16 protein-coding genes, 1 tRNA gene and 1 pseudogene are annotated in these 22,206 nt (G+C 66.7%); 10 read left to right on the forward strand and 8 right to left on the reverse strand.

The genetic code is table 11. From position 1 onward, the window contains the following. Nucleotides 1–44: 44 nt before the first annotated feature. Both SB749_RS01875 and SB749_RS01880 read left to right on the forward strand, forming a co-directional pair. A complete protein-coding gene (locus SB749_RS01875; RefSeq protein WP_410708744.1) occupies nt 45–680 on the forward strand; it encodes a winged helix-turn-helix domain-containing protein in 636 nt (211 codons plus the stop codon). After that, on the forward strand, nt 677–976 hold the full coding sequence (locus SB749_RS01880; RefSeq protein ID WP_410708746.1) for a hypothetical protein: 300 nt from the start codon (nt 677–679) through the stop codon (nt 974–976). Before SB749_RS01875 ends, SB749_RS01880 begins: the two co-directional genes overlap by 4 nt. Before the next feature lie 5 nt (nt 977–981). On the opposite strand, the pseudogene SB749_RS01885 reads toward SB749_RS01880, so the two are convergent. Continuing rightward, nucleotides 982–2,091: pseudogene (locus SB749_RS01885) on the reverse strand (low temperature requirement protein A); the annotation flags it as partial. Nucleotides 2,092–2,218: 127 nt separating this feature from the next. On the opposite strand from SB749_RS01885, the gene SB749_RS01890 reads away from it, so the two are divergent. Then, nucleotides 2,219–3,568: an MFS transporter gene (locus SB749_RS01890; RefSeq protein ID WP_410708747.1), complete on the forward strand. Its 1,350-nt coding sequence runs from the start codon at nt 2,219–2,221 to the stop codon at nt 3,566–3,568. 131 nt (nt 3,569–3,699) lie between these two features. Continuing rightward, nucleotides 3,700–5,712 carry an ABC1 kinase family protein gene (locus tag SB749_RS01895; protein WP_410708749.1) on the forward strand — a complete coding sequence of 671 codons (2,013 nt, stop codon included), beginning with the start codon at nt 3,700–3,702 and terminating at the stop codon, nt 5,710–5,712. 365 nt (nt 5,713–6,077) lie between these two features. Here SB749_RS01895 and SB749_RS01900 read toward each other — a convergent pair. The 3 genes from SB749_RS01900 to SB749_RS01910 form a co-directional block, all read right to left on the reverse strand. Further along, nucleotides 6,078–6,153 (reverse strand) — tRNA-Thr (locus SB749_RS01900). A 147-nt stretch (nt 6,154–6,300) separates the two neighbouring features. After that, on the reverse strand, nt 6,301–7,161 hold the full coding sequence (locus SB749_RS01905; protein WP_410708751.1) for a DsbA family protein: 861 nt from the start codon (nt 7,159–7,161) through the stop codon (nt 6,301–6,303). A 361-nt stretch (nt 7,162–7,522) separates the two neighbouring features. Next, nucleotides 7,523–9,523 carry a serine/threonine-protein kinase gene (locus SB749_RS01910; protein ID WP_410709913.1) on the reverse strand — a complete coding sequence of 667 codons (2,001 nt, stop codon included), beginning with the start codon at nt 9,521–9,523 and terminating at the stop codon, nt 7,523–7,525. 66 nt (nt 9,524–9,589) lie between these two features. Between SB749_RS01910 and SB749_RS01915 the strand changes: the two genes are divergently transcribed. Next, nucleotides 9,590–11,179 (forward strand): trehalose-6-phosphate synthase, encoded by a 1,590-nt coding sequence (locus SB749_RS01915; protein WP_410708752.1) that lies wholly within the window; start codon nt 9,590–9,592, stop codon nt 11,177–11,179. A gap of 10 nt (nt 11,180–11,189) precedes the next feature. Further along, nucleotides 11,190–12,128 carry a trehalose-phosphatase gene (locus tag SB749_RS01920; protein WP_410708753.1) on the forward strand — a complete coding sequence of 313 codons (939 nt, stop codon included), beginning with the start codon at nt 11,190–11,192 and terminating at the stop codon, nt 12,126–12,128. 143 nt (nt 12,129–12,271) lie between these two features. Here the strand turns inward: SB749_RS01920 and SB749_RS01925 are convergent, their stop codons facing one another. Further along, nucleotides 12,272–13,363: a substrate-binding domain-containing protein gene (locus tag SB749_RS01925; protein ID WP_410708754.1), complete on the reverse strand. Its 1,092-nt coding sequence runs from the start codon at nt 13,361–13,363 to the stop codon at nt 12,272–12,274. Then, entirely contained in the window at nt 13,360–14,412 is a 1,053-nt protein-coding gene (locus SB749_RS01930; RefSeq protein WP_410708755.1) for a LacI family DNA-binding transcriptional regulator, read from the reverse strand. Before SB749_RS01930 ends, SB749_RS01925 begins: the two co-directional genes overlap by 4 nt. Before the next feature lie 227 nt (nt 14,413–14,639). Between SB749_RS01930 and SB749_RS01935 the strand changes: the two genes are divergently transcribed. From SB749_RS01935 to SB749_RS01950, 4 genes are all read left to right on the forward strand, one after another. Then, entirely contained in the window at nt 14,640–15,347 is a 708-nt protein-coding gene (locus SB749_RS01935) for an ABC transporter ATP-binding protein (protein WP_410708756.1), read from the forward strand. A 3-nt stretch (nt 15,348–15,350) separates the two neighbouring features. After that, a complete protein-coding gene (locus SB749_RS01940; RefSeq protein ID WP_410708757.1) occupies nt 15,351–16,679 on the forward strand; it encodes a DUF4032 domain-containing protein in 1,329 nt (442 codons plus the stop codon). Nucleotides 16,680–16,893: 214 nt separating this feature from the next. After that, nucleotides 16,894–17,781, forward strand: coding sequence for an SDR family NAD(P)-dependent oxidoreductase (locus SB749_RS01945; protein WP_410708758.1), 888 nt, complete (start codon nt 16,894–16,896; stop codon nt 17,779–17,781). Between the two features lie 173 nt (nt 17,782–17,954). Beyond that, nucleotides 17,955–19,454: an amino acid permease gene (locus SB749_RS01950; RefSeq protein WP_410708759.1), complete on the forward strand. Its 1,500-nt coding sequence runs from the start codon at nt 17,955–17,957 to the stop codon at nt 19,452–19,454. Between the two features lie 68 nt (nt 19,455–19,522). Here SB749_RS01950 and rlmB read toward each other — a convergent pair whose 3' ends face one another. Then, nucleotides 19,523–20,461 (reverse strand): 23S rRNA (guanosine(2251)-2'-O)-methyltransferase RlmB, encoded by a 939-nt coding sequence (gene rlmB / locus SB749_RS01955; protein ID WP_139468133.1) that lies wholly within the window; start codon nt 20,459–20,461, stop codon nt 19,523–19,525. 60 nt (nt 20,462–20,521) lie between these two features. Next, complete coding sequence (cysS, locus tag SB749_RS01960) at nt 20,522–21,973, reverse strand: cysteine--tRNA ligase (protein WP_410708760.1); 1,452 nt, start codon at nt 21,971–21,973, stop codon at nt 20,522–20,524. Between the last annotated feature and the right edge of the window lie 233 nt (nt 21,974–22,206).

Here is a 22,206-nt window from a genome sequence, read left to right on the forward strand (position 1 = left end):
AAGAAAGTATTGCAAAGACTTCTTTGCAAGCGTATCTTTGCACTATGAGCGAGGACACCGGACACGACGCCACTCACGAGATCACCCATCCCGATGGCATCCGTGAGATCAGCACCTCGGCCCTCAAGGGGCTGGCCCATCCCCTGCGGATGGCGATCTACGATGCCCTGTCCACGCAGGGTCCGCAGACGGCGACAGGCCTGGCCAAGCGCCTCGGCGAATCATCCGGGGCAACGAGCTACCACCTGCGTCAGCTCGCTCGGCACCAGCTCATCCGCGAGGTCGAGGGCGAACGGAGCGGGCGAGAGAAGTGGTGGGAGAGGATCCCCGGGGCCATGAAGGTGCCGGGCCCTGAGCGCGAACTCGACCCGTCGGCACGGACGGCTTCCTCCTACGTCAACCGAGAGTTCGTGCGCAATGCGCAGCGCAACTTCGAACACTTCATCGATGCCGCCTATGACGGCCAGCGGATGCCGAAATCGTGGATCGCAGCCTCGGTCAGCGAGACGAGCAATCTGCGCCTGACGAAGGAACAACTCGCTGAGATCGCCGCCGAGTTCGAAAGGACCACTATGACCTTCATCAACAAGTACCGCGGCCGCAATGATCCGGGCTCCCGCCCGGTGCAGATCCAGTTCAACGCCTTCCCCCTGACCGATGGAGAGGAAACCCCATCATGAGCACTCTCACCGCACCCATCCGCCCACCTCTCGCCGATTTCGGCGGGGCATCTCATCAGCGCCGCATCGTCGAACGCACGGTCACCGTGACCCGGGAGCTCGTCGTCGACAGCGGCGAGGACACCCGCGCCAGGGCATCCGGCCTCGAGGGTCTGGTCCTGCGCCTGGCGCTGTGGCTCATTGAGCGTCGCCGCGTCCGGGCCCTGCACGTGCAGGTCGACTCCGCGGAGATGTCACGTCGGGTCGACCACGCCAAGCAGAGGCACATCGACCGCTATCACGGTCTGCCGTTCTGACGCACTCACCGGACGACCGCCTCGGCGGCGGACTTGCCGTTCTCGTCCAGTGGAGGGAACACGACGAGGGTGATGACGATGATGACCATGAAGAACGTCGTGAGGAACGTCGGGACCGGGATGATCGGGTCGAGAAGGACGAGCAGAGCGCAGGCCGGAACGACGGTGTTGACGACTCCGTTGGCGTTGGCGCGGATCGCGAGCACCCACACCCCGAGGACGAACACGGCGATCGGCACCGAGACCGTGAATGTCGCCAGCCCTCGGTCGAGGGCGCTGGCGCCGAGCTGCGAATCGGCTTCGACTCCGACTCCGGCAGAGAACGCCCCTGCCGCAGCGAAGATGAAATAGTGCCCGTAGCCGTACTTGAGCGATCCACCGAGGCTGCCGATCGCGCGGTGATGCGGCGGCCAGAAGTAGATCCACCACATCGAGGCGGTGACGATGAGGCAGAGGACGCCCAGCGAGATCAGCGGGACGATGTCCTCGACTTCGCCCAACGCGTCGAAGACAGTGTTCGCCGAGGCCAGGAGGCTCTCACCGAGGACGATGATCGTGAAGCAGCCATAGCGTTCGGTGATGTGGTGCGGATGCCACGGTGTCTTTCCGCGGGCTTCGGCGATGACCGGCACAGCCACCTCGGCGAGGATGAGCACGACGAGTCCCACGCTCCGGATCATGGGGTCGTCGATGGCCAGCCACATCACCCACAGGATCTGGGCCAGGCCGATCCCTGCCGCATACACGATCGTCGTCCATCGCGCCCGACCGGCGCCGCGGGAGGCGCGCAGCCATTGCGAGATCATGATGATGCGCATGAGGACGTAGCCGGCGATGAGCAGCCGGAAGTCGCGGTCCTCGAAGACTGGCCCGATGCCGGCGGCGAGGATGAGCACCCCGCCCATCTGCACGATCGTGAGCACGCGGTAGAGCCAGTCATCGGTGTCGAACGAGGTCGCGAACCACGTGAAGTTCATCCACGCCCACCAGATCCCGAAGAACACGAGCAGATAGCTCACCACCCCGTCACCGAGGCGGCCGGCCGTGATCGTGTCATGCAGATGTGAGGACGCGATCGAAACGGCGATGACGAAGACGAGGTCGAAGAAGAGTTCGAGTGTGCTAGCGGCCCGACCCTCTTCGCCCGGGTCGCGCTGGCCCGCCCGGTGATCCGCATACCCACGGCCGCTCTCACCTCGGACTCCGCGACCACCTCACGCACACCCCAACTAGACTTGCCATGTGCTCAAACCCATCCTGTGGCCGGTCCTCGTGCCGTTCGCCCTCTTCGCCGTCGGCCTGGGTGCGATCATGCCGATCCTCGTGCTCGGGGCGCTCTCGCTGGGGTCGACACAGGCGTTCGCCGCCGCCATCGTCGGCATCATGGGGGCCGTGTCGCTTACGGCCACGGTGCCGGCGGGGATCCTCATCGACCGCCTCGGCGATTTTCGTGCGATGTTCGTGGCCACGATTGCGGCGATCATCGTTCTCGGCTCCATCGTCGCCGCCTTCATCTGGGATTCGCCGTACTCGCTGCTCATCTACACGCTCGCGCTCATGGTCTTCGGCCCGGTCTCCGATGTGTGGAGCCTGGCCCGGCAGGCCGTCGTCGCCGAGGTGATGCCACCGGCCGACCTCGCCAAGGCGATGACCGCGCTCGGCGGCACGCAGCGGGTCGGCAACCTCGTCGGACCGATGATCGGCGCCGGCCTCATGCTCGTCTTCCCGATCTGGTCCGTGTTCGTCTTCTCAGGCCTCACCGCCGTCGCCGCGATCGCGATCATGACCCTGCCGATCGCGCAGATCCCCGGTTTCGACGACCATCCCCACCGCGCCGAGGCGGCCCCGACCTCACGCGCGGACGATGACGTTCCCTCCCCCACCGATATTCCGAATCCCACCGAGGCGACCGACCCCGCCGCGGCGAACGATCCGGCACATGGTGACGTCGTCCCTCCTCGGCGGGGGAAGAAGAAGGATCGCCGGCCGCCGCTGGACGTGCGGTGGAAATCGGTCATCCTCACCGGCGTCACGATCATCGCACTGGCGGCGGCTCGCGCCGCCCAACCGGTCGTCGTCCAGCTGTGGGGCGTCGAGATCGGTCTGCACAAGTCCTCGATCTCGCTCATCATCGCCTTCGGCGCCGGACTCGAACTCATCGTCATGTTCCTCGGCGCGTACATCAAGGATCACCTCGGTCGGGTCGCGACCCTCGTCGCGTGCCTGTCCATCTTCGGCACCGGGTTCGTCATCATGGTCGCGAAACCGGATCTTGCCGGGATGGTCATCGCCGCCGCGGTCATGGCCTTCGGCAACGGCCTCGGCGCGGGAGTGAACATGACGATCGGCGCGGACCTCTCCCCCGCGGTCGGGCGGCCGCGGTTCCTCGGCATCTGGGCGATCTTCAACAACGGCGGCAAACTCGGCGGGCCGACGCTGCTGTCGCTCATCATCACCGTGACCACCCTGCGGTTCGGCGTGCTCTTCCCGGGACTGCTCGCCTTCCTCGGTGCGGTGTGGATCCTCATCTGGGCCCGTGAGGTCGGTCTGCCCGGAAGGCGGAGGCTCCTCGATCCGCCGCGCACGGACTGACTCGACGGACTAGGTTGGAGATGACCGATTCGACGATGTTCGGCTGACGGCCCGACGCTCGAGCCCGACGCTGAAGGCCAGAAGCGGCCGGCCCACGGCTGGGAGTCCGAACAGGATCAGGAGAGTCATCGATGGAAGCACTGGACGTCGGCGGATATGTGCTGGTGAGCCTGGCTGCGCTCGTCTTCCTCTTCCTCCAGTCGTGGTTCGCCGCCACCGTGGTCCGTCGCGTCGTCGGCGTTCCCACCGGCTGGCCGCGCACGCTCGCCGTCGGTCTCGTCATGAGCGCCGTCGTGGCCGTGACCGTCCAGTATCTCTACCGCGCCGGTACCGGGCAGAACGTCGACGGTCTCGACGTCTCCCCCGGAGTGGCGGTGCTGTTCATGGTGCTCGCCCTCGGGTGGATCTTCGCCCTGGGCGTCGGTGCCCTCGTCATGCTCGAAGCGGCCTTTCCGACCGGATCCCTGCCGAGCCCGCAGTCGCTGTTCTTCGGGTGGAAGTCCCGCCGTCGCCGCGGCCGCCGCTATGCCCAGGTCGTGTCCATCGCCGTGCGGCACGGGCTCGGCTCCCAGCTGCGCGGCTTCGGAGGGGATTCGCCGGGTCGCGACGTCAAGACCGCACGAGCGCTCAAGGAATCCCTCGCCGAGGCGGGGGTGACCTTCGTCAAGCTCGGACAGATGCTCTCGACCCGCAGAGACATCCTCCCGCCGGTGTTCGTCCGTGAGCTCGAAACCCTCCAGACCCAGGTCACACCCGAGCCCTGGTCGGTCATCGAACCGGCCATCGCCGAGCGGCTCGGTCGACCGATCGGAGAGGTGTTCGCACGGATCGGCTCCACGCCTCTGGCGGCCGCCTCGGTGGCGCAGGTCCATGAGGCGACCCTGCTCGACGGCACGGAAGTCATCGTCAAGGTGCAGCGGCCGAAGGCGCTCAATCAGGTCACTCAGGATCTCGACATCATCCTGCGGTTGGCGGGTTGGCTGAACAAGACCACGACCTGGGGCAGGGATCTGGGTGTGCAGTCGCTGGCCGCGGGATTCGCGAACACACTCGAGGAGGAGCTCGACTATCGGATCGAGCTGGACAATATGGCCAGCATCGAGGCCTCTCTCAAACGGTCGGGGAAGTTCGACGTCACCGTTCCGCACGGCTACCCGGGCCTCAGCGGCGAACGCCTGCTGGTCATGGATCGGCTGCCCGGACAGCCGGTCTCACGAGCGGGGGCACTGCTGACCGGGCTCAGCGACGCCGAACGGTCCCGGCTGGCCACCACACTGTTGGGTGCCACGCTCGAGCAGATCATCGGGGACGGGATCTTCCACGCCGATCTGCATGCCGGCAACATCTTCATCACTCCCGAGGGGAAGCTGGGGCTGCTCGACTTCGGTGCGGTCGGCCGACTCGATCCGGGCACACAGACTTCGCTGGGACTCATGCTCTACTCGATCGACCAGAACGACAGCGCCGGGGCCACCGACGCCCTCATCGAACTCCTCGGGCGTCCCGACGGACTCGACGATCGGGAGGTCGAACGGGCCGTCGGCGAACTCCTGCTGCGCTACGGCGGCGGCACCCGCGCGGCACAGGGGCAGAAGCTCTTCGATGATCTGTTCAATCTCGTGCTCGCGCACCGATTCTCCGTGCCGGCGCCGATCAGCGCCGCATTCCGGGCGATGGCCTCCGTGGAGGGTGCGCTGTTGACGATCGATCCGAACTTCGATGTCGTCGCCGTGTCCCGGCGGGAGGGCAACAGGCTCGTGAGGTCGAAGCTCAAGGGCACGAAGATCACCGATGAGCTGCAGCGTCGGGCCCTGCAGCTGATGCCGATGATCGACCGCATGCCGCGCCGGATCAACAAGATCACCGAGGATCTCGAGCACGGTCGGTTCTCGATGAACATGCGCGTGCTCGAGAACCCGTCCGACCGCAGCTTCCTCACCAGTCTGTTCCAACAGCTCATCGTGGCCGTCCTCGCCGGGGCCGCCGTGGTGGGAGCGATCATGCTCATCACCAGCGATGAGGGTCCGCTGCTGACGAAGGACATCCACCTGTACTCGTTCTTCGGCTTCGTGCTGCTCTTCGGCGGTTTCGTGCTGAGCATGCGCTCCCTCATGCTCGTGTTCCGACGCGACGGCCAGGCCTAGCCGGTCGCCCGACGGCGCAATGGCCGAAGCCAGCCAGTCGCCCGGCGGCTCGCTTCCGCCACTCGTCCGCACCGCTCGCTTCGGCCACTCGTCCGCCGTTAGTCCGCAGCACTCGCTTCCGCCGCTTGCCCGCAGCGCTCGGCCATTTCGGCTCCGCTGCCTCGTTCAAGGCTGAGCGCACTTTTCGCGCCGTGTACGCATCGATAGCCGCGCCTCGCCTTGAACGAGAGATGCCTGCGCTTGAACGAGTAGCTTGTGCTTGAACGAGCACGGCCAATAACCCCTGGGCCCGTCGCCATCGGCTATCCGCGCACAGAAAAAGCCCCGCGCTCACTGTTTCCAGCGATGCGCAGGGCTTTCCCGAGTGGAGCCCCCTGTCAGACTCGAACTGACGACCTTCGCTTTACAAGAGCGGTGCTCTACCAACTGAGCTAAGGAGGCGTGGTGCGCACCGAGCGTGCGCGCCTACACGATAGTAGTCCATGGCCGGCCCCGGCCACAAAACTGCGGTGCATGGAGAAAGCCGGACCCCCCACCTCGGCGGGATCCGGCCTACTCACACGGCGATGGCCGGGAGGAATCAGGCGATCAGCCCTTGAACTCTCCGGTGGCCTTGAGGATCTCGGTGGCCAGGGCCTGCGAGTCGCTGGTCTTGTCGGTGTGCTTGCCGTTGATGAGCACCCACGGGGTGGCTTCGACACCGTCGTCCAGAGCGGTCTGGCTCGACTGTTCGACGAACTTGTCGAAGGTGCGGTCCGTGACGCAGGACTTCACGGTCTGCTCGGGATCGGCCTTGAGCTTCTTCGAGGTGTCGACGCCGGCGTCCTCGGCCACCTTGAGCAGCTCCTCATCGGTGCGGCCCTCGGTGCCTTCCTCCGGCTGCTGAGCGTAGAGTGCGTCGAACAGGTCCATGGCGACCTCGGGCTGGCTGTCGACGACACAGGCGGCGAGGTTGGCGGCGCGGGTGGAGTACTCGTTGCCGCTGGACATGCGGTCGAGGAACGACACCGGCTTGTAGTTGACGACGATCGACCCCTCGTTGGCGAGCTTGCGCAGCATGTCTGCATTGCCTTCCTCGAAGGCCTTGCAGCCGGGGCACTGGAAGTCGAGGTAGACGGTGACCGTGGCGGCGCCCTTCTTCGCACCCTCCTCGGTCGGAGCCGGCAGATCCGATTCCTCACCTTCCGCCATTTTCAGCGGCTGCACGAGCGTGTTGTCCTTGCCCACGGTGATTCCGTCGGAGACATAGTTCGCGGGACTGACAGCGGGTTTGCTCTGCTGGAATACGAGCACACCGACCACGGCGAGCACGGCGACGACGACCACTGCGATCCCGGTGTACAGGATCGTCTTCGCCGTCTTCTCCTTCTTCGCCTGATTCGCCGCGATCTGGCGGGCGTTCTCGCGTGCGCGGTTCCGCTTGTCGTCCGCGGAGTTGTTCTTCGCCATTGTTCCTCACGTTGGATCGTCTGACATCAGTGCGGCCTGTGGCCCGAACGGTGCGGGACGGCTTCCGCGACCCGACGGCACCACTGTACCGAAACAGGTGCTTCGCCGACTCCCAGAAACATTCAAGGTTCAACTACAACGTTCAACTACCTCGGGCTCTTCCGGCTATCAGTACGGATCGAATCGCACGGTCGCACGGTCGCGCAGTTGAACAGGTGCCCATGTGCCCATGTGCCCATGTGCCCATGTGCCCAGGCGCACGATCGCCCAGGCGAACTCCCACTTTCCCGCCCGCGCCGGACCAACCCGCCCACGCCCGGCCAACCGACCCGCACCACACCGAACAGTCAGTCCGACCTGCTCACACCGGTCCGGGCAGGTAGTCGAAGGGGTTGATCGTCAGCGGCCACCAGGACATGGCCGCCCCCGACTGGATGACCATGACGGCGAGGATGACGAGCAGCGCGATCACCGCCAAGGCGATGAGGCGCCCGAGCTGATTGCGAGTGGCTCCCGAGACGAGCAGACGTGAGCCGAATCGCAGGCTCGAGGCTCCCGGCCCGATCCACAGCACGAGCGAACCTGCGGCGCCGGCCGCCCACACAGACCATTGTTCGGACGACCCGCTGGGCACGATCCCGGCGATGTCGAGCCGGGTGAGCACGAGCGCGGCGGCGGCCGCGATCGCCGGCAGGATGAGCGAGGCCACCGATGTCAGGATCGAGGCCAGCACGGCCCCCGGCGCCGAGGCGAGCGCCCGGAAGAATCCGCCTGAATCGGTTCCGCGGTCGAACCGGTACCGCTGGACCTTCCGATCCAGACGTGTGCCGGTGCGGGCAAGCACGGACCAGATCAGCGCGACGACGCTGATGACCAGCGGGCCGAGCGGCATGACGGCGACGGCCAAGGCGACGAGTCCGAAGACGACCCAGCCGCCCGACTGCACTCGTCGGTATCCCATCGGCGTCCACGGCTGACCGCCGGGCTGCATCTGCTGGCCGCCCTGCTGCAGCGGCTGGCCGCCGGGGCCCATGTGCTGGCCGCCGGGACCGGACTGGTCGCCCCACTGTCCCTGGGCAACCTGGCCATGTTGTCCGCCGGGACCACCCGGTCCGACGAGGTTCTGTCCGTGACCGGGTTGGACGAAGCCAGAACGCCCGAGGTCGGCACCGGCCATCGGCGATCCCGGGCCTGCTTGGATGCCGCCGTTGGGGTTGCTGATCGGCGGCGCGGTCGCCTGCTGCGGCGGCTGCCCGCGCATCTGCCCGGGACCGTAGCCCGCTCCCTGGCTGGGCCCGACACCATGACCGGACCCGGCATGATTGGTCGGTCGGCTGGACCCGGGGTACTGCGGCTGCCCGCTGCCGGAAGGGCCGGCTCCCGGGTACCCCGTGCCCGCGCCCAGAGCCGCACCCCCGAGCGCAGCCCCAGCGGCCCCGGCACCACCGCGACCTGAACCGCCGTGACCGTTGCCACCATCGTCGACGGCGGGCATGACTGCGGTTCCGCTCGATGTCCGCTGCGGACCACCCGAGCCGGCCCCGCCGCTGGGACCGGAACCGAGCTGCGGCATCCGCCCGGACTCGATGTCGACGAGGGCGTCGAGGATCATCTGCCCCGACGGACGACGTTCTGGTTTCGGATCGAGGCAGGCGGAGATGAGCGGAGCGAAGTTCTTCGGCGCCCCGTCGAGGTCGAATTTGCCCATGGCCACACGACCGAGCACGGCTTCCAAGGGTCCGGAGCCATAGGGGTTGCGGCCGGTGGCGGCGAACGCCATGGTCGCGGCCCATCCCCACCAGTCGGTCTTCTCACTCGAGGTCTTGCCGTCGGCGATCTCCGGGGAGAGATAGCCGGGGGTGCCCATGACTAGCCCGGTGGCGGTCACGCGCACTTCGTCGGCGACCTGGGCGATGCCGAAGTCGATGACCATCGGCTCGCCGTCCATGATCATGACGTTGGCGGGTTTGAGGTCGCGGTGGATGACTCCGGCGTCGTGGACGGCGTTGAGAGCATCGAGGAGGGCGTGGCCGAAGTGGACGAGCTCATCCTCGGCGAAGGGGCCGTTGTCGCGGACGTCATCGGACAGGGTCTGCCCGTCGACGAATTCGGTGATGATGAACGGCTGCGCGGAATCGAGTTCGGCGTCGAGCACCTCGGCGATACGGGGATGGCGGATCCGGCGCAGGGTGCGGGTTTCGCGGGCGAGACGCTTCCTGGCGGTCTCGTCATTGGCGATATGCGGATGGAGGACCTTGACCGCGACCGGGTTGTTTCCGCCGTCGACACCGAGGTAGACGACACCCATGCCGCCCGAGCCGAGCTCCTCGATGAGGCGGTAGCCTCCCAGTTCCTGATCCATCACCTGGCCAAGCCTAGTCGAGCGAGTACAGTTCATACCAAGGACCGACACAGGAAGGAGGCGCAGATGAGCACCGTCGACTCTGCCGAGCCCAGCACCGAGATCCCCTACGGCGACAGCGATTTCGTCGTCGTGGCAAACCGCCTGCCCGTCGACCGCGATCCCGACGACGCGAATCGCGGATGGCGCACCTCACCTGGGGGTTTGGTCACTGCGGTGGCTCCCGTGATGAAGGCCCAGGAGGGTGCCTGGATCGGGTGGACGGGCGTCGCCGACGAGGATTTCGAACCCTTCACCATCGACGGCATGCACCTGACTCCGGTGACTCTGACAAGTGAGGATGTCCTCAGGTACTACGAAGGGTTTTCCAACGCCACACTGTGGCCGCTCTATCACGATGTCATCGTCCCTCCCGAGTACCACCGCACCTGGTGGGATGCGTATGTTCGGGTCAATGAGCGCTTCGCGGCCAAGGTCGCCGAGGTGGCTGCGCAGTCCGCGACCGTGTGGGTTCACGATTATCAGCTCCAGTTGGTTCCGCAGATGGTCCGACGTCTGCGTCCTGACCTCGCGATCGGGTTCTTCAACCACATTCCCTTCCCGCCTTACGAGCTCTTCGCTCAGCTGCCGTGGCGCGACGAGATCCTCCGCGGGCTCCTCGGCGCCGATCTCATCGGGTTCCAACGGCCAGCGGACGCAGCGAACTTCCGCCGTGCCGTCCGCGGGCGTCTGGGATATGCGACGAAGGGGTCGACCGTCTCGGTCCCGCCGGGCGACTTCCTCCCGGCCCACCTCGTCCGCGCCGAATCGTTCCCCATCTCGATCGACACCCCTTATCTCGAGGAGCTCGCTCGCGATCCGAAGATCATCGAGCGGGCGAAGCAGATCCGCGAAGAGGTCGGCAATCCTCGGGTGGTCATGCTCGGCGTCGATCGGATGGACTATACGAAGGGCATCCGCCACCGGCTCAAGGCCTTCGGAGAGCTGCTCGCCGAAGGCCGGCTCGACGTCGAGGATGTCGTGCTCATTCAGATCGCGACCCCGTCGCGGGAGCGGCTCGAGCAGTACAGGATCATCCGCCACGACGTCGAACTGGCCGTCGGGCGGATCAACGGTGAGCAGGTCGATGTCGGATCGATTCCCGTCCGGTACCTCCACCATTCCTATCCGCGCGATGAGATGACGGCATTCTTCCTCGCCGCCGATGTCATGCTCGTGACCGCTCTGCGTGATGGGATGAACCTCGTCGCCAAGGAGTATGTGGCGTGCCGAAGGCGGGATGACGGAGCCCTCGTGCTCTCCGAATTCACCGGGGCGGCCGAACAGCTCAAGGGCGCAGTGATGGTCAATCCCCACGACATCGCCGATCTCAAGGCGGGCATCCTCGAAGCCGTGCAGATGGACGAGAGGACTCGCACACGTCGGATGAAGCAGATGCGCAAGAGGGTCGCCACGGACACCGTGAGCCGGTGGTCGAAGAACTTCCTCGCCGAACTCGAGCACATCAAACACAATCCCGAGGTCATCGTCCCCGAACGACCCGTGGTGCAGAAGAACCGCAGCGCACCGCCGCCGGATGTGCCGGCGGCCCCATCGGATCGCGCCGACAGACCTGATGATGCCGAGTGGACAGACGATATCTCCACCGCCCGCTAGGAGAAGCCCAGTGACATCGAAGCCGACCGTGCTCAGTCCTGCCCCCTCCGCCCCCGCCGAGGTGGCCCTGCGCGATCTCGCCACCGCCGATTCGTTGCTGCTGGCCCTGGATTTCGATGGGGTGCTCGCACCTCTTCAGGACGATCCGTCCACGTCCCGGATGGTCCCCGAATCGGCCTCGGCCATCGCGGGGCTTGCCGGTCTGCCGCGCACTCGGGTGGCGCTGGTGTCCGGACGCGATATCGCCACCCTGCGACGCCTGTCCGAGGCGCCGGACTCGGCGTGGCTGATCGGTTCGCACGGGGCTGAGGCCGAGCTCGGCAGCGACGCTGCTCGTAAGGGCACCTCCAGCCTGCTCCGGTCCCCCGAACTCACTCCGGCCGAGGCGGAGATGCTCGCCGCCATCGACACTCACCTCGACGCGTTCGAGCACACTCTTCCGGGCGCTGATGAACACCCCGGTTCGGCCGCGGCGATGGGCGCGGTCGACTCGGGCGATGCCGACGGCCCCTCGGATTTCCTCATCGAGCGCAAGCCCTATTCGCGGACGGTCCACACTCGCGGAATCGCTCCCGAGGCCGCCGCTGCCCTGCATGAACACGCCACCGAGGTGGTCGCGGAGTTCCCGGACATCCGTGTCATCGAAGGCCACGACATCACCGAACTCGCGGTGAAACAGGCGACGAAAGGCGATGGCATCCGGCTGCTCGCCCGTGCCGGCGAACCGACGGCAATGGGCTACCTCGGCGACGATGTCACCGATGAGGACGCCTTCGCGGCCATTGACGAACTCACGGACTCCCGCGCTCTGAACGCTGGTCTCACCGTCAAGGTCGGGTCCGCCCCGACTCGCGCTTCATGGCGGATCGCCGATCCTGCGGCCGTGGCCGAACTGCTCGGCCGCCTCGTTGCCGAACGCGCGGAATTCCTCCGCACAGTCCACGGCTGAGGTCGAGCCGCCTCGCCGAAGATGATCCGGTTCGCGACCGGCATCGGACCGCCTCTGCGCACTCCGGTCGATCCGACTCACCGGTCGGATCCACGTCACGGCAGGACCGCCTCGGCGAGAATGAATGTGATCGAAACCCGAGATCAGCGGCGCTGCGGGGGCACAGCGCTGGCCCGGAGGACGAGGTCAGGGTCAACCGTGTAGTCGACATGTACGCGCACGTCACCGGCGGCGATCATCGCGCGGATCTCGTCGATCGCCGACTGCGCCACGGTCGCCCAATCGTAGACGACCTGCGACAGGGGCGGTTGGACGACATCGGCGTCGGGGACGTCGCCGACCGTGAGCAGGGACAGGTCCCTGGGCACGCCGAGTCGCAGCCGCTGGGCGGCCTCGAGCATGCCGAAGGACAGGGACGGGGCGCAGGCGATGACGGCGGTGCAGCGCAGATCGAGCAGCTCCTCGGCGGCAGCGACTCCGGCCATGGCTCCGCCGGCAGCCTCGACGACGGGGGCCTGATCACGGGTGGCGGGAATGTGGAGGATTCCTGCCATCGATCTGCGGAAGCCGGCGATGCGGGCCGGGGCAGCCGAATCGCGCAGCACGGCGAGTCCGATGCGCTTGTGGCCGAGGTGGACGAGGTGGGCCACGGCGGTCTCGATTCCGCCGGTCGCGTCGAGGTAGATGCGCGAGATCCCGTCGTCGTGGCGGGCATTCGAAATGCGGATGAGCGGCAGCCCGCGTTCGGCGAGCATCCCCGCAAGCACACCGGCGGCACCGCCGCCGACGACGATGGCTCCAGAGATCGTGGGCCCGCCGTGTTCGCTGCCGAGGATCGTCTCGAGGAGGGCCTCATTGCGTTCGGCGATGGCCTCGATGTGGACGACGGCGATGCCGAGTCCGTACATCCGGTTCGTCAGGATCTCCACCAGCCGCGAATACGGGTCGACGTTGCCCGCTGACACCGCGGGTTTGATGAGCGCGATGAGCGACGAGGCGGCGCCTGCACCGGGTCCTCCCCCGGCACCTGATCTTTCCCGTGCCCCGGATTCGACGTATGGGGCCTGCCCGGCAGCGCCGAGGATCGCCAGCGCCTGCCGCACCTTCGCCAACGAGGCGGCCGACACCGATTCGGGATCACGTAGGGCTCGTGAGGCGGTGGCTTTCGAGACTCCTGCGGTGCCGGCGATCTCGGCGAGACGGACGTGCCGGTGCTCGGGCAGGTGTTCGCTCATCGGCGAGCCGCCGTCGTCGAGGTCCGGGCGACGAGTCGAGGACGGAACACCGGAGGAACCGACGGCAGACCCGTCGTCGAGATCCGCAGGGTCTGCAACGTCGCATCGATGAGGGCATTCGACAGCCCTTCGACGTCGAGGCCGAGCACCGTGGCCGGCGGGCCCGTGAACTTCATCGTCGGGGAATCGCCGAACCCGACGACCGACATGTCCCGCGGCACCTGCAGATGCCGATTCCGCAGACCGTGGAGAGCACCGTGCAGCTGCAGCGCGGACTGCACGATCACCGCCGTGCAGGTCGCGTCCTTGAGCTCGAGCACCGCACGCGACCCACCGGAGAACGACTTCGGCACCCGTGAGATCCAGTCCTCGATGTCGAGACCCAAGTTCCGGGCCGGATGCTCGGCGAGGAAGCGGCGGATCAGCTGGACGGCCAGCTCACCGCTGTCATTGCAGATCAGCCCGATCCTCCGGTGGCCGATCGCCCGCAGATGCTCGAAGGCCGTGGTCATCCCACCGCCGAGGTCGAGGCGCGCGGCGATGACATCGGCGTTGCCGGGCCCGGCCGATCCCGGCCCAACCGATCCTGTCCCGGTCGACCCCGCCACCGAAACGTCCATCCCGGGCCTGTCGGCCTCCTCGGTGGCGGACTGTTCGGCGACGCGGATGCAGGGGATCTCCGTATTCAGACTCGTCATCGTCGTGGTCACCAGGGCCACGGCGCCCGCGTCGATCGCGGTCTGCAGCGGTTCCGGGTCGGTCTCGACGAGCGGGCGGGTGACGAGGAGATCATGATCCTGCAGGGCCTTGGCCACGCGGGTGCAGACCTGGACCTGCCAATGTTCGGGATTGCCGGGAGCGCTGACGGCCACGAGCCGCCTCGGCGCATCATGGAGCAGGGTCGAGCGCGAATAGCCGAGCTCGCTCATCGCCTCCAGCACCTTCGCCCGTGTCGATTCGGCGACGGCACCGCGGCGACCGAGCACCCGGGAGACCGTGGCCAGGGAGACTCCGGCCCGGGCGGCGACCTCGTCCAACGTGACCTTCATACGAGTCAGTCTACTTTCGCGCCGTGGTCTGCGTCGGCGCATCCGGCGGGGTGGACGCCGCGGTATGCGTCGGCGCACAGCCATCGTGCTGAGAATCACTCTACGCTTTGTCGAATTCACAGAGCACCCCAACCATCCACCCCTTAGGATGAGAGTGACTGAGCATCCCTGCCGGGTCACCGACGACCAGCTGCTCACGGAGTTATTCAGAAGTTTTAGGAGGACTTATGTCAACGGTGTCGTTGAATGGCCTCAGTCATGTCTACGAGAACACGACGTCCGAATCCGTTCACCCTTTCAATCTCTTCGTCGATGACGGTGAGTTCCTCGTCCTCTACGGCCCCACTGCCTCGGGCAAGTCGACGATCCTGCGGATGCTCCACGGACTGGAGACCCCGAAGTCCGGAACGATCCTCATCGACGGCGCGGACATCACCCACGCCGCCGTCAACGACCGCGATGTCACCCTGGCGCTGGAGAGCTACGCGCTCTACCCGCACATGAGTGTGCGCGACAATCTCGGCTTCGCGCTGCGCGTCGACGGCCTGCCCGCCGACGAGATCACCGAACGCGTCGAATCCGTGATGGACAAGATCGGGCTGAGCGACATCCTCGATTCGGTTCCCGGCGACCTCACCCAGCTGCAGCGCCAGACCGTGGCCCTGGCGCGTGCCGTGGTGCGCCGGCCCAAGGTGCTCATCATGGACGAGCCCGTGGTCAATCTCGTCCCCGAGCAGCAGGCTGAGACACTTGCGCTCATCAAGCAGCTGCAGCAGGAATTCGGACTGACGACGATCTACGCCACCTCCGACCTCGAGGATGCGAAGGTCCTCGGCGACCGGATCGCCTTCCTCGATCACGGACGGCTCATCGGCGTGGAGACACCCGACCTCGCCGAGGCGCTCGTGGCCTCGGTCTCCGATACGGAATCCTGAGCCGTGTCGGGGACCCTGCCTCCGCCGGACCCGTCAGCACAGGCTTCACCGTCGGCGACGAAGCCGAATGGCGCTGCCACGCCGGTCGGCGCGGCCGTTCCCACACCGGAGATCCACACTGTCCGCAACGCCGATCATGCGGCCCTGGCCGAACTCCCCTGGCACCTGCCCCTGGCCGAGTGGCCGGAGAAGCTCCTCGGCGGTCTGCCCCGCGGAATCTCCCGCCACGTCGTGCGCTATGTCGAGATCGGAGACGAAGTGCTCGCGATCAAGGAAACCGACGACGCGCAGGCCACGCGTGAGTTCGACATCCTCGGCGCGCTCGGCAACCTCGACGTCCCCCTCGTCGAGGCCCGCGCCGTCGTCGGAGGTCGCAGGACCGCATCGGGTCAGCCACTCAAGGGCGCTCTCATCACCGCCTATCTCGAGTTCTCTCTGCCCTACCGCGCACTGTTCTCCCGGGACCTGGCCGAGGACACCGGCGGCCGCCTCGTCGACGCTCTGGCCGTTCTGCTCGTCCGCCTCCACCTCGTCGGCTTCTACTGGGGAGACGTGTCCCTGTCGAACACGCTCTTCCGCCGCGATGCCGATGCCTACGCCGCCTACGTCGTCGACGCCGAGACCGGCGAGCTGCACGACCAGCTCTCCGACGGGCAGCGGAATATGGACCTGCGGATCGCGCGGATGAACATCGCCGGAGACTTCCTCGATCTGCAGGCCGCGGGCCTCGTCGCCCCCGAGACCGATCCGCTGGCGGCCGGTGAGCGGCTCTGCGAGTCGTACAACGCGCTGTGGGCGGAGCTGACCCGGGTCGAGGAATTCAGCGTCAACGAACGCTGGCGCATCGACGAACGCATCCGTCGCCTCAACGACCTGGGCTTCGATCTCGGCGAACTGACCGTGACGACCGATATCGACGGCATCAGCCTCCTCGTGTCCCCGAAGGTCGTCGAGCCCAACCACCACTCACGGCGTCTGCTGCGCCTGACCGGGATCGGCGCGAACGAGAACCAGGCCCGAGCGATGCTCAACGACCTCGATTCGTTCCGCTCGGCTCCCGAGATCGCCGAATTCGACGAACTCGACGAATCCCAAGCCGCCCGCCGCTGGCTCGACGAGGTGTACAAACCCCTCATCCAGGCGATCCCGGAGAACCTCACCCGCAAGCTCGAACCCGGGCAGATCTTCTACGAATTCGCCGAGCACCGCCGCACCATGGCGCGCGCCCGCCAGCGCGACATCCCCACGATGGAAGCCATCGCCTACTTCATCGTCGACTACCTGGCGAACCTCCCCGACGAGATCCGCTACGTCGACAGCAAAAAATTCTGACACCCTCCCCGAGGCGGCCCTGACCTCACAGATATCCCCTGTTCGCATCGGGTTGGCGCATCGGGCAGCCGCCTCCGGCGGGAGCCCTGACCTCAGCCGATGTTCCACAAGGTGAAACGGGGACGGCGGGGCCGCCTCGGCGGGCATACCTTTGAAGTCCACGGAGCGACACCGGTGTCGCTCCGGAACCGAACCCCGCCCGGAAGGATTCCCGATGTCGACAAACGAGCCGATGCCCACGAACGAGAACAACCCGTCGATCCCGTCCCTGTTCGACCTCAGCGGGCGCACGGCCGTCGTCGTCGGGGCCGGCTCCGGACTGGGGCAGGCCAGCGCGATCGGGCTCGCCGATGCGGGGGCGCACGTCGTCGTCGCCGACCTCAACCTCACCGGCGCCGAGGAGACCGCCGCCCTCATCTCCGCTCGCGGCAGCGGGTCGGCCGCCCACTCATCGGCACAGGGAACTGCTGCGGACGGATCGGCCGCGTCGGAAACGGACGGAAAGGCCACGGCCGTCGCCGTCGACATCACGGACACGGCATCCGTCGATGCCCTCGTGGACGCCTGGGCCGACGCCGAGATCCTCGTCATCACACCGGGTGCGAACGTACGCAAACGCCTCGTCGACACCACCGATGACGAATTCGATCGGGTCATCGACATCAACCTCAAGGGCACGTACCGGCTGATGCGCGGCTTCGGCCGTGAGATGGGCGAGCGCGGTCGCGGATCGATCGTCACCTACGCGTCGTTCCGGGCGCTGGCCATCGAACCCGGCCAGGGAATCTATGCGGCCGCGAAAGCCGGTGTCGTACAGCTGACGAAGACGATGGCCAGCGAGCTCGGGGGCAGGGGCGTGCGGGTCAATGCGATCCTGCCCGGCCCCTTCGACACTCCCCTGACCCAGCAGATCAAGGCCGACGGGAAATGGTGGGACGCGTATGCGGACAAGACCGCCCTGGGCCGCTGGGGGCGCCTGCACGAGATCGCCGGTCCCGTTCTGTTCCTCGCCTCGGACGCCTCGAGCTATGTCACCGGGCACTCGCAGCTCGTCGACGGCGGCTGGATGGCCCAGGACGGCCGGTTCACCCCCGACGTGTGAGCGCGGCGGCTTCCTGGCGGGCGGCTGGAGCGGCTCGTCGTCCCTGATATCGCAGCCGTGGCAGCGGATCTCCGCCGTCGCCGTGTGAGATCCGCGACGCTGCGGGGCGTCATTGCCAGTGATCACGCGGAGGCCCGGCGAGACAATATTCATGACTATGCAAGAATATTCAGATGACCGTTTCGCACACTCCGCCCACTCCGCCGGCGCACACTCCCACAGGCGTGCTGCGGCAGCTGGGGCGACGCAAGTCGATCAGCGCCATGACCGCCGAGGCCCACACCGATGCGCAGTCCGCGCAGCAGGGTGGACTGCGGCGGACCTTCGGTGTCTTCCAGCTGACGATGATCAGCGTCGGCGCCACCTTGGGCACGGGAATCCTCGTCATCCTCGGCGAGGCGGTGCCGGTGGCCGGCCCCGCCGTGTGGCTTGCCTTCGTTCTCGCCGGAATCACCGCGCTGCTGTCGGCGGTCAGCTACGCCGAGATGGCCGGAATGGTGCCGGTGTCCGGGTCGAGCTACTCGTATTCCTACGCCACCCTGGGCGAGGGCGTCGCCTGGGTCTGCGGCTGGTGCCTCGTCCTCGAATACGCCGTCTCGGTCGCGGCGGTCGCCGTCGGCGCGGCCGACTACGTCAATGAGACCCTGCGCGTCTTCGGCCTCGAACTGCCCGCATCGCTGATCACGGGGCCGGGCCTGGCGGATAATCCGGACGGAATCATCAACGTCTCAGCTCTTGTCGTCGTGGCGCTGGCGACCGTGCTGCTCATGCGCGGCGCCCGCGAATCCGGTGTGGTCAACACCATTCTCGTGTTCGTCAAGATCGGCATCCTCGTCTTCTTCGCCATCGTCGCGTTCACCGCGTTCAAGGCCGGCAACTTCGCACCGATGCTGCCGATGGGAGCCGCCGGTGTCACGGCGGCCGCCTCGAGCGTGTTCTTCTCGTATATCGGCTTCGATGCGGCGTCCACGGCCGGTGAGGAAGCGAAGAATCCGCGTCGGGATCTGCCGCGGGCGATCATCTTCTCGATGCTCATCGTCACCTCGATGTACGTCCTCGTCGCCGTCACAGCGATCGGGGCACGGCAGTGGCAGTGGTTCGACGGCGCTCATGCTCCACTCGTACAGATCGTCGAGGAGATCACCGGGTCGAACATCGCGGTGCTGCTCTTCGCGGTGGCCGCGGTGCTCGCGATCTTCTCCGTCGTCATCACCGTGCTCTACGGTCAGTCGCGGATCCTGCTGACGATGGCCAGGGACGGAATGGTGCCGAAGATCTTCGGCCGCGTCTCCCAGCGCACCGGCACTCCATTGGTCGGCACTCTCATCGTCGGCGGCCTCGTGGCCATCACCGCCGCGTTCATACCGCTCGGCGAACTCGCCGACGCCACGAGCATCGGCACTCTGTTCGCGTTCTGCCTGGTCAACATCGCCGTCATCTACCTGCGGTTCAAGCGACCCGACCTCGAGCGCTCATTCAAGGTTCCGTTCGGTCCGGTCGTGCCCGCGCTGGGTGCCGTGGCGTGTGCGTTCCTCATGGTCAACCTCGGCGGACGGACGTGGATCGTCTTCGGCACGTGGATGGTCGTCGGCGCCATCGTCTATTTCACCTACAGCCGCCGCCACTCGACGGTCGGGGCCATGGACGAGGCAACGTACCGCACCACCCTCTAATTACTACCTGACGGCGGCCCAGCAACCTCGCGCGAGGTTGCTGGGCCGCCGTCAGGTAGTAAGTGGGGTCAGGGGCGGCGAGCTCTGGCCACCTCGTAGAGGGAGACGGCAGCGGCGATGCCGGCGTTGAGCGATTCGGTGGTCGCAGCGATCGGGATCGACACGATCTGGTCGCACTTCTCCGCGATGAGCCGCGACAGGCCCTTGCCCTCGGAGCCGACGACGATGCACAGCGGGTCGCGGGTGAAGGTCAGCTCGGGCAGCTCGACGTCGCCGTCCATGTCGAGGCCGACGACGAAGACGTTCTGCTTCTTCAGCTCGTCGATCGCCCTGGCCAGGTTGACCACCTGTGCCACGCGGATGCGCGATGCGGCACCGGCCGAGGTCTTCCACGCAGCGGCAGTCATCGAGGCGGCGCGACGTTCGGGAATGATCACACCGTGACCGCCGAAGGCCGCCGTCGACCGGACGATGGCACCGAGGTTGCGCGGATCCGTGATCCCGTCAAGGGCCACGAGCAGCGGCGTCTCGGCACGTTCGGCTGCGAACTCGAGCAGGTCGGAGGGATCGGCGTAGTCGTAGGGCGGGACCTGCAGGGCGATTCCCTGGTGGATCGCGTCATCGGTGAGCCGGTCGAGGTCGGGCTTGCTCGCCTCGAGCATCGAGATGCCGCGCTGGGTCGCGAGAGTGATGGATTCGCGGACCCGATCGTCGGAGTCGATGCGTCCGGAGACGTACATCGCGGTGGCCGGAACGCCCTCGCGCAGAGCCTCGAGGACCGAATTGCGCCCGGCGACCATATTCGGTCCGAGCTCCTTCTTCTTCCGCTTCGCCTGCGCCGAGGCGTTCGAGCTCTTGCGCTGCTGTGCGGCCTTGTGCGCCTTGTGGTAGACGCGGTCCTCGGCCTTCGGCGTCGGCCCCTTACCGCGCAGGCCGCGCTTGTTCTTACCGCCCGACCCCTTGGTCGGACCCTTCTTCGAACCGCCGGAGCGGGGATTGGAAGCCATCTGATTCCTTCAAATACGTTGGGGCCGCGAGCTCGTGCCCGTGGCCGAAAATCGTCGCCCTCAGCCCTCGCCGAGGTGGTAGCGGTATCCGCCGGCCGTGTCCTCGATGACGACGCCGGCCGCGGCCAGTTCGTCCCGTAGAGCATCCGCGGTGGCGAAGTCCTTCTCCGCCTTCGCCTCGGCCCGTCGCTTGGCCATGGCAGCCACAAGGGAGTCGAGCGCCGACTCCGCCTTTGCATCGGCGGCAGAACCGGCCCAGACCGCAGCGCTGGGATTGACACCGAGGATGTCGAGCATGAGCTCCACCTCGGCGACGATCCGCGCCAGGCCCTCCCGGTCGCTGCCGGAGTCGAGGAGCTTCGCCCCCTCGCTCACGGAGGCGAAGACCACGGACAGGGCACGAGGCACACCGAGGTCGTCGTCGAGAGCAGCGGCGAATTCGGCGGGCACGTCGACGCCGCGTGAAGCGTAGGCGTCGCTGACGTCCGGCAACGCCGGCGCGTCCCCGCCGAGCGCCTGGCGGGCTCGCTGGAGGAAGTTCTGCAGCCGTTCCAGCGAGGCCGCGGAGCGTTCCATCGCCTCGTTCGAGAAGTCGAGGATCGACCGATAGCTGGCACCGGTGAGGAAGTAGCGCACGGCCAGCGGGCTGAACGTGGCGAACAGGTCGGAGGCGAAGACCGAGTTGCCCAGAGACTTCGACATCTTGTCCCCGCCCACATTGAGCAGACCGGAATGCATCCAGATGTTCGCGAACTGATCCCCTGCGGCACGGGACTGCGCCAGCTCGTTCTCATGGTGCGGGAAGCGCAGGTCGAGTCCGCCGCCGTGGATGTCGAAGTTCGACCCCAGGTACTTCGTCGACATGGCCGAGCACTCGATGTGCCAGCCCGGTCGGCCACGTCCCCACGGAGAGGGCCATGAGGCGGTGATCGGTTCGGAGTCCTTGTGCGCCTTCCACAGCGCGAAGTCCCGGGCGTCCCTCTTTCCACGCAGTTCAGCACCCTCGGACAGTTCCATGTCCTCGAGCTTCTGGTTCGTCAGGGCCCCGTACTCGCTCCACGAGGCGGCGTCGAAGTAGACATCGGCGCGGCCGTCGAGCGCGGGGTAGGCATGTCCGGCTTCGATGAGGCGGGAGATGAGTTCGATCATCTCCGTGATGTGCCCGGTCGCGCGCGGTTCGCTGCTCGGCGGCAGAACGTCGAGCGCGTCGTAGGCGGCGGTGAAGGCGCGCTCGTACTTATACGCGTGAGCGAACCACTCCCGTCCTTCTTCGACGGACTTCGACAGGATCTTGTCGTCGATGTCGGTGACGTTGCGGACCATGGTCACCCGGTAGCCGCTGTAGAGCAGCCAGCGGCGAAGGGTATCGAACACCGAAGCCGACCGCAGGTGGCCGATATGCGGTTCGCCCTGCACCGTGGCGCCACAGACGTAGATACCGACCTGACCGTCATTGACGGGGCGCAGTTCTTCGGTCGTGCGGCTGGCGGTGTTATAGAGCGAGATAGTCACGCCCTCAAGTCTACCGGGCCTGGGGCTTTTCGCGGTTTCGGCGAATTCGATACTAGACTGTTATGCGGCTCACGTGATGCGCAGCACATCGCACAGTGAATTCCCAGTAAAATGGGATCAAGCAACGAAGCTCGACTCGAGAGTCGTTCTCGCTATTCGGACTTCACACCGGGTCACCGGTCTCACAGACGAAACTTCGGTGGCCCCGTTCGGTCGCGACGATCCGCGACCGG

It is taken from the genome of Brevibacterium sp. SIMBA_078, from assembly GCF_046534565.1.
In the GTDB taxonomy this organism is placed as follows: domain Bacteria; phylum Actinomycetota; class Actinomycetes; order Actinomycetales; family Brevibacteriaceae; genus Brevibacterium.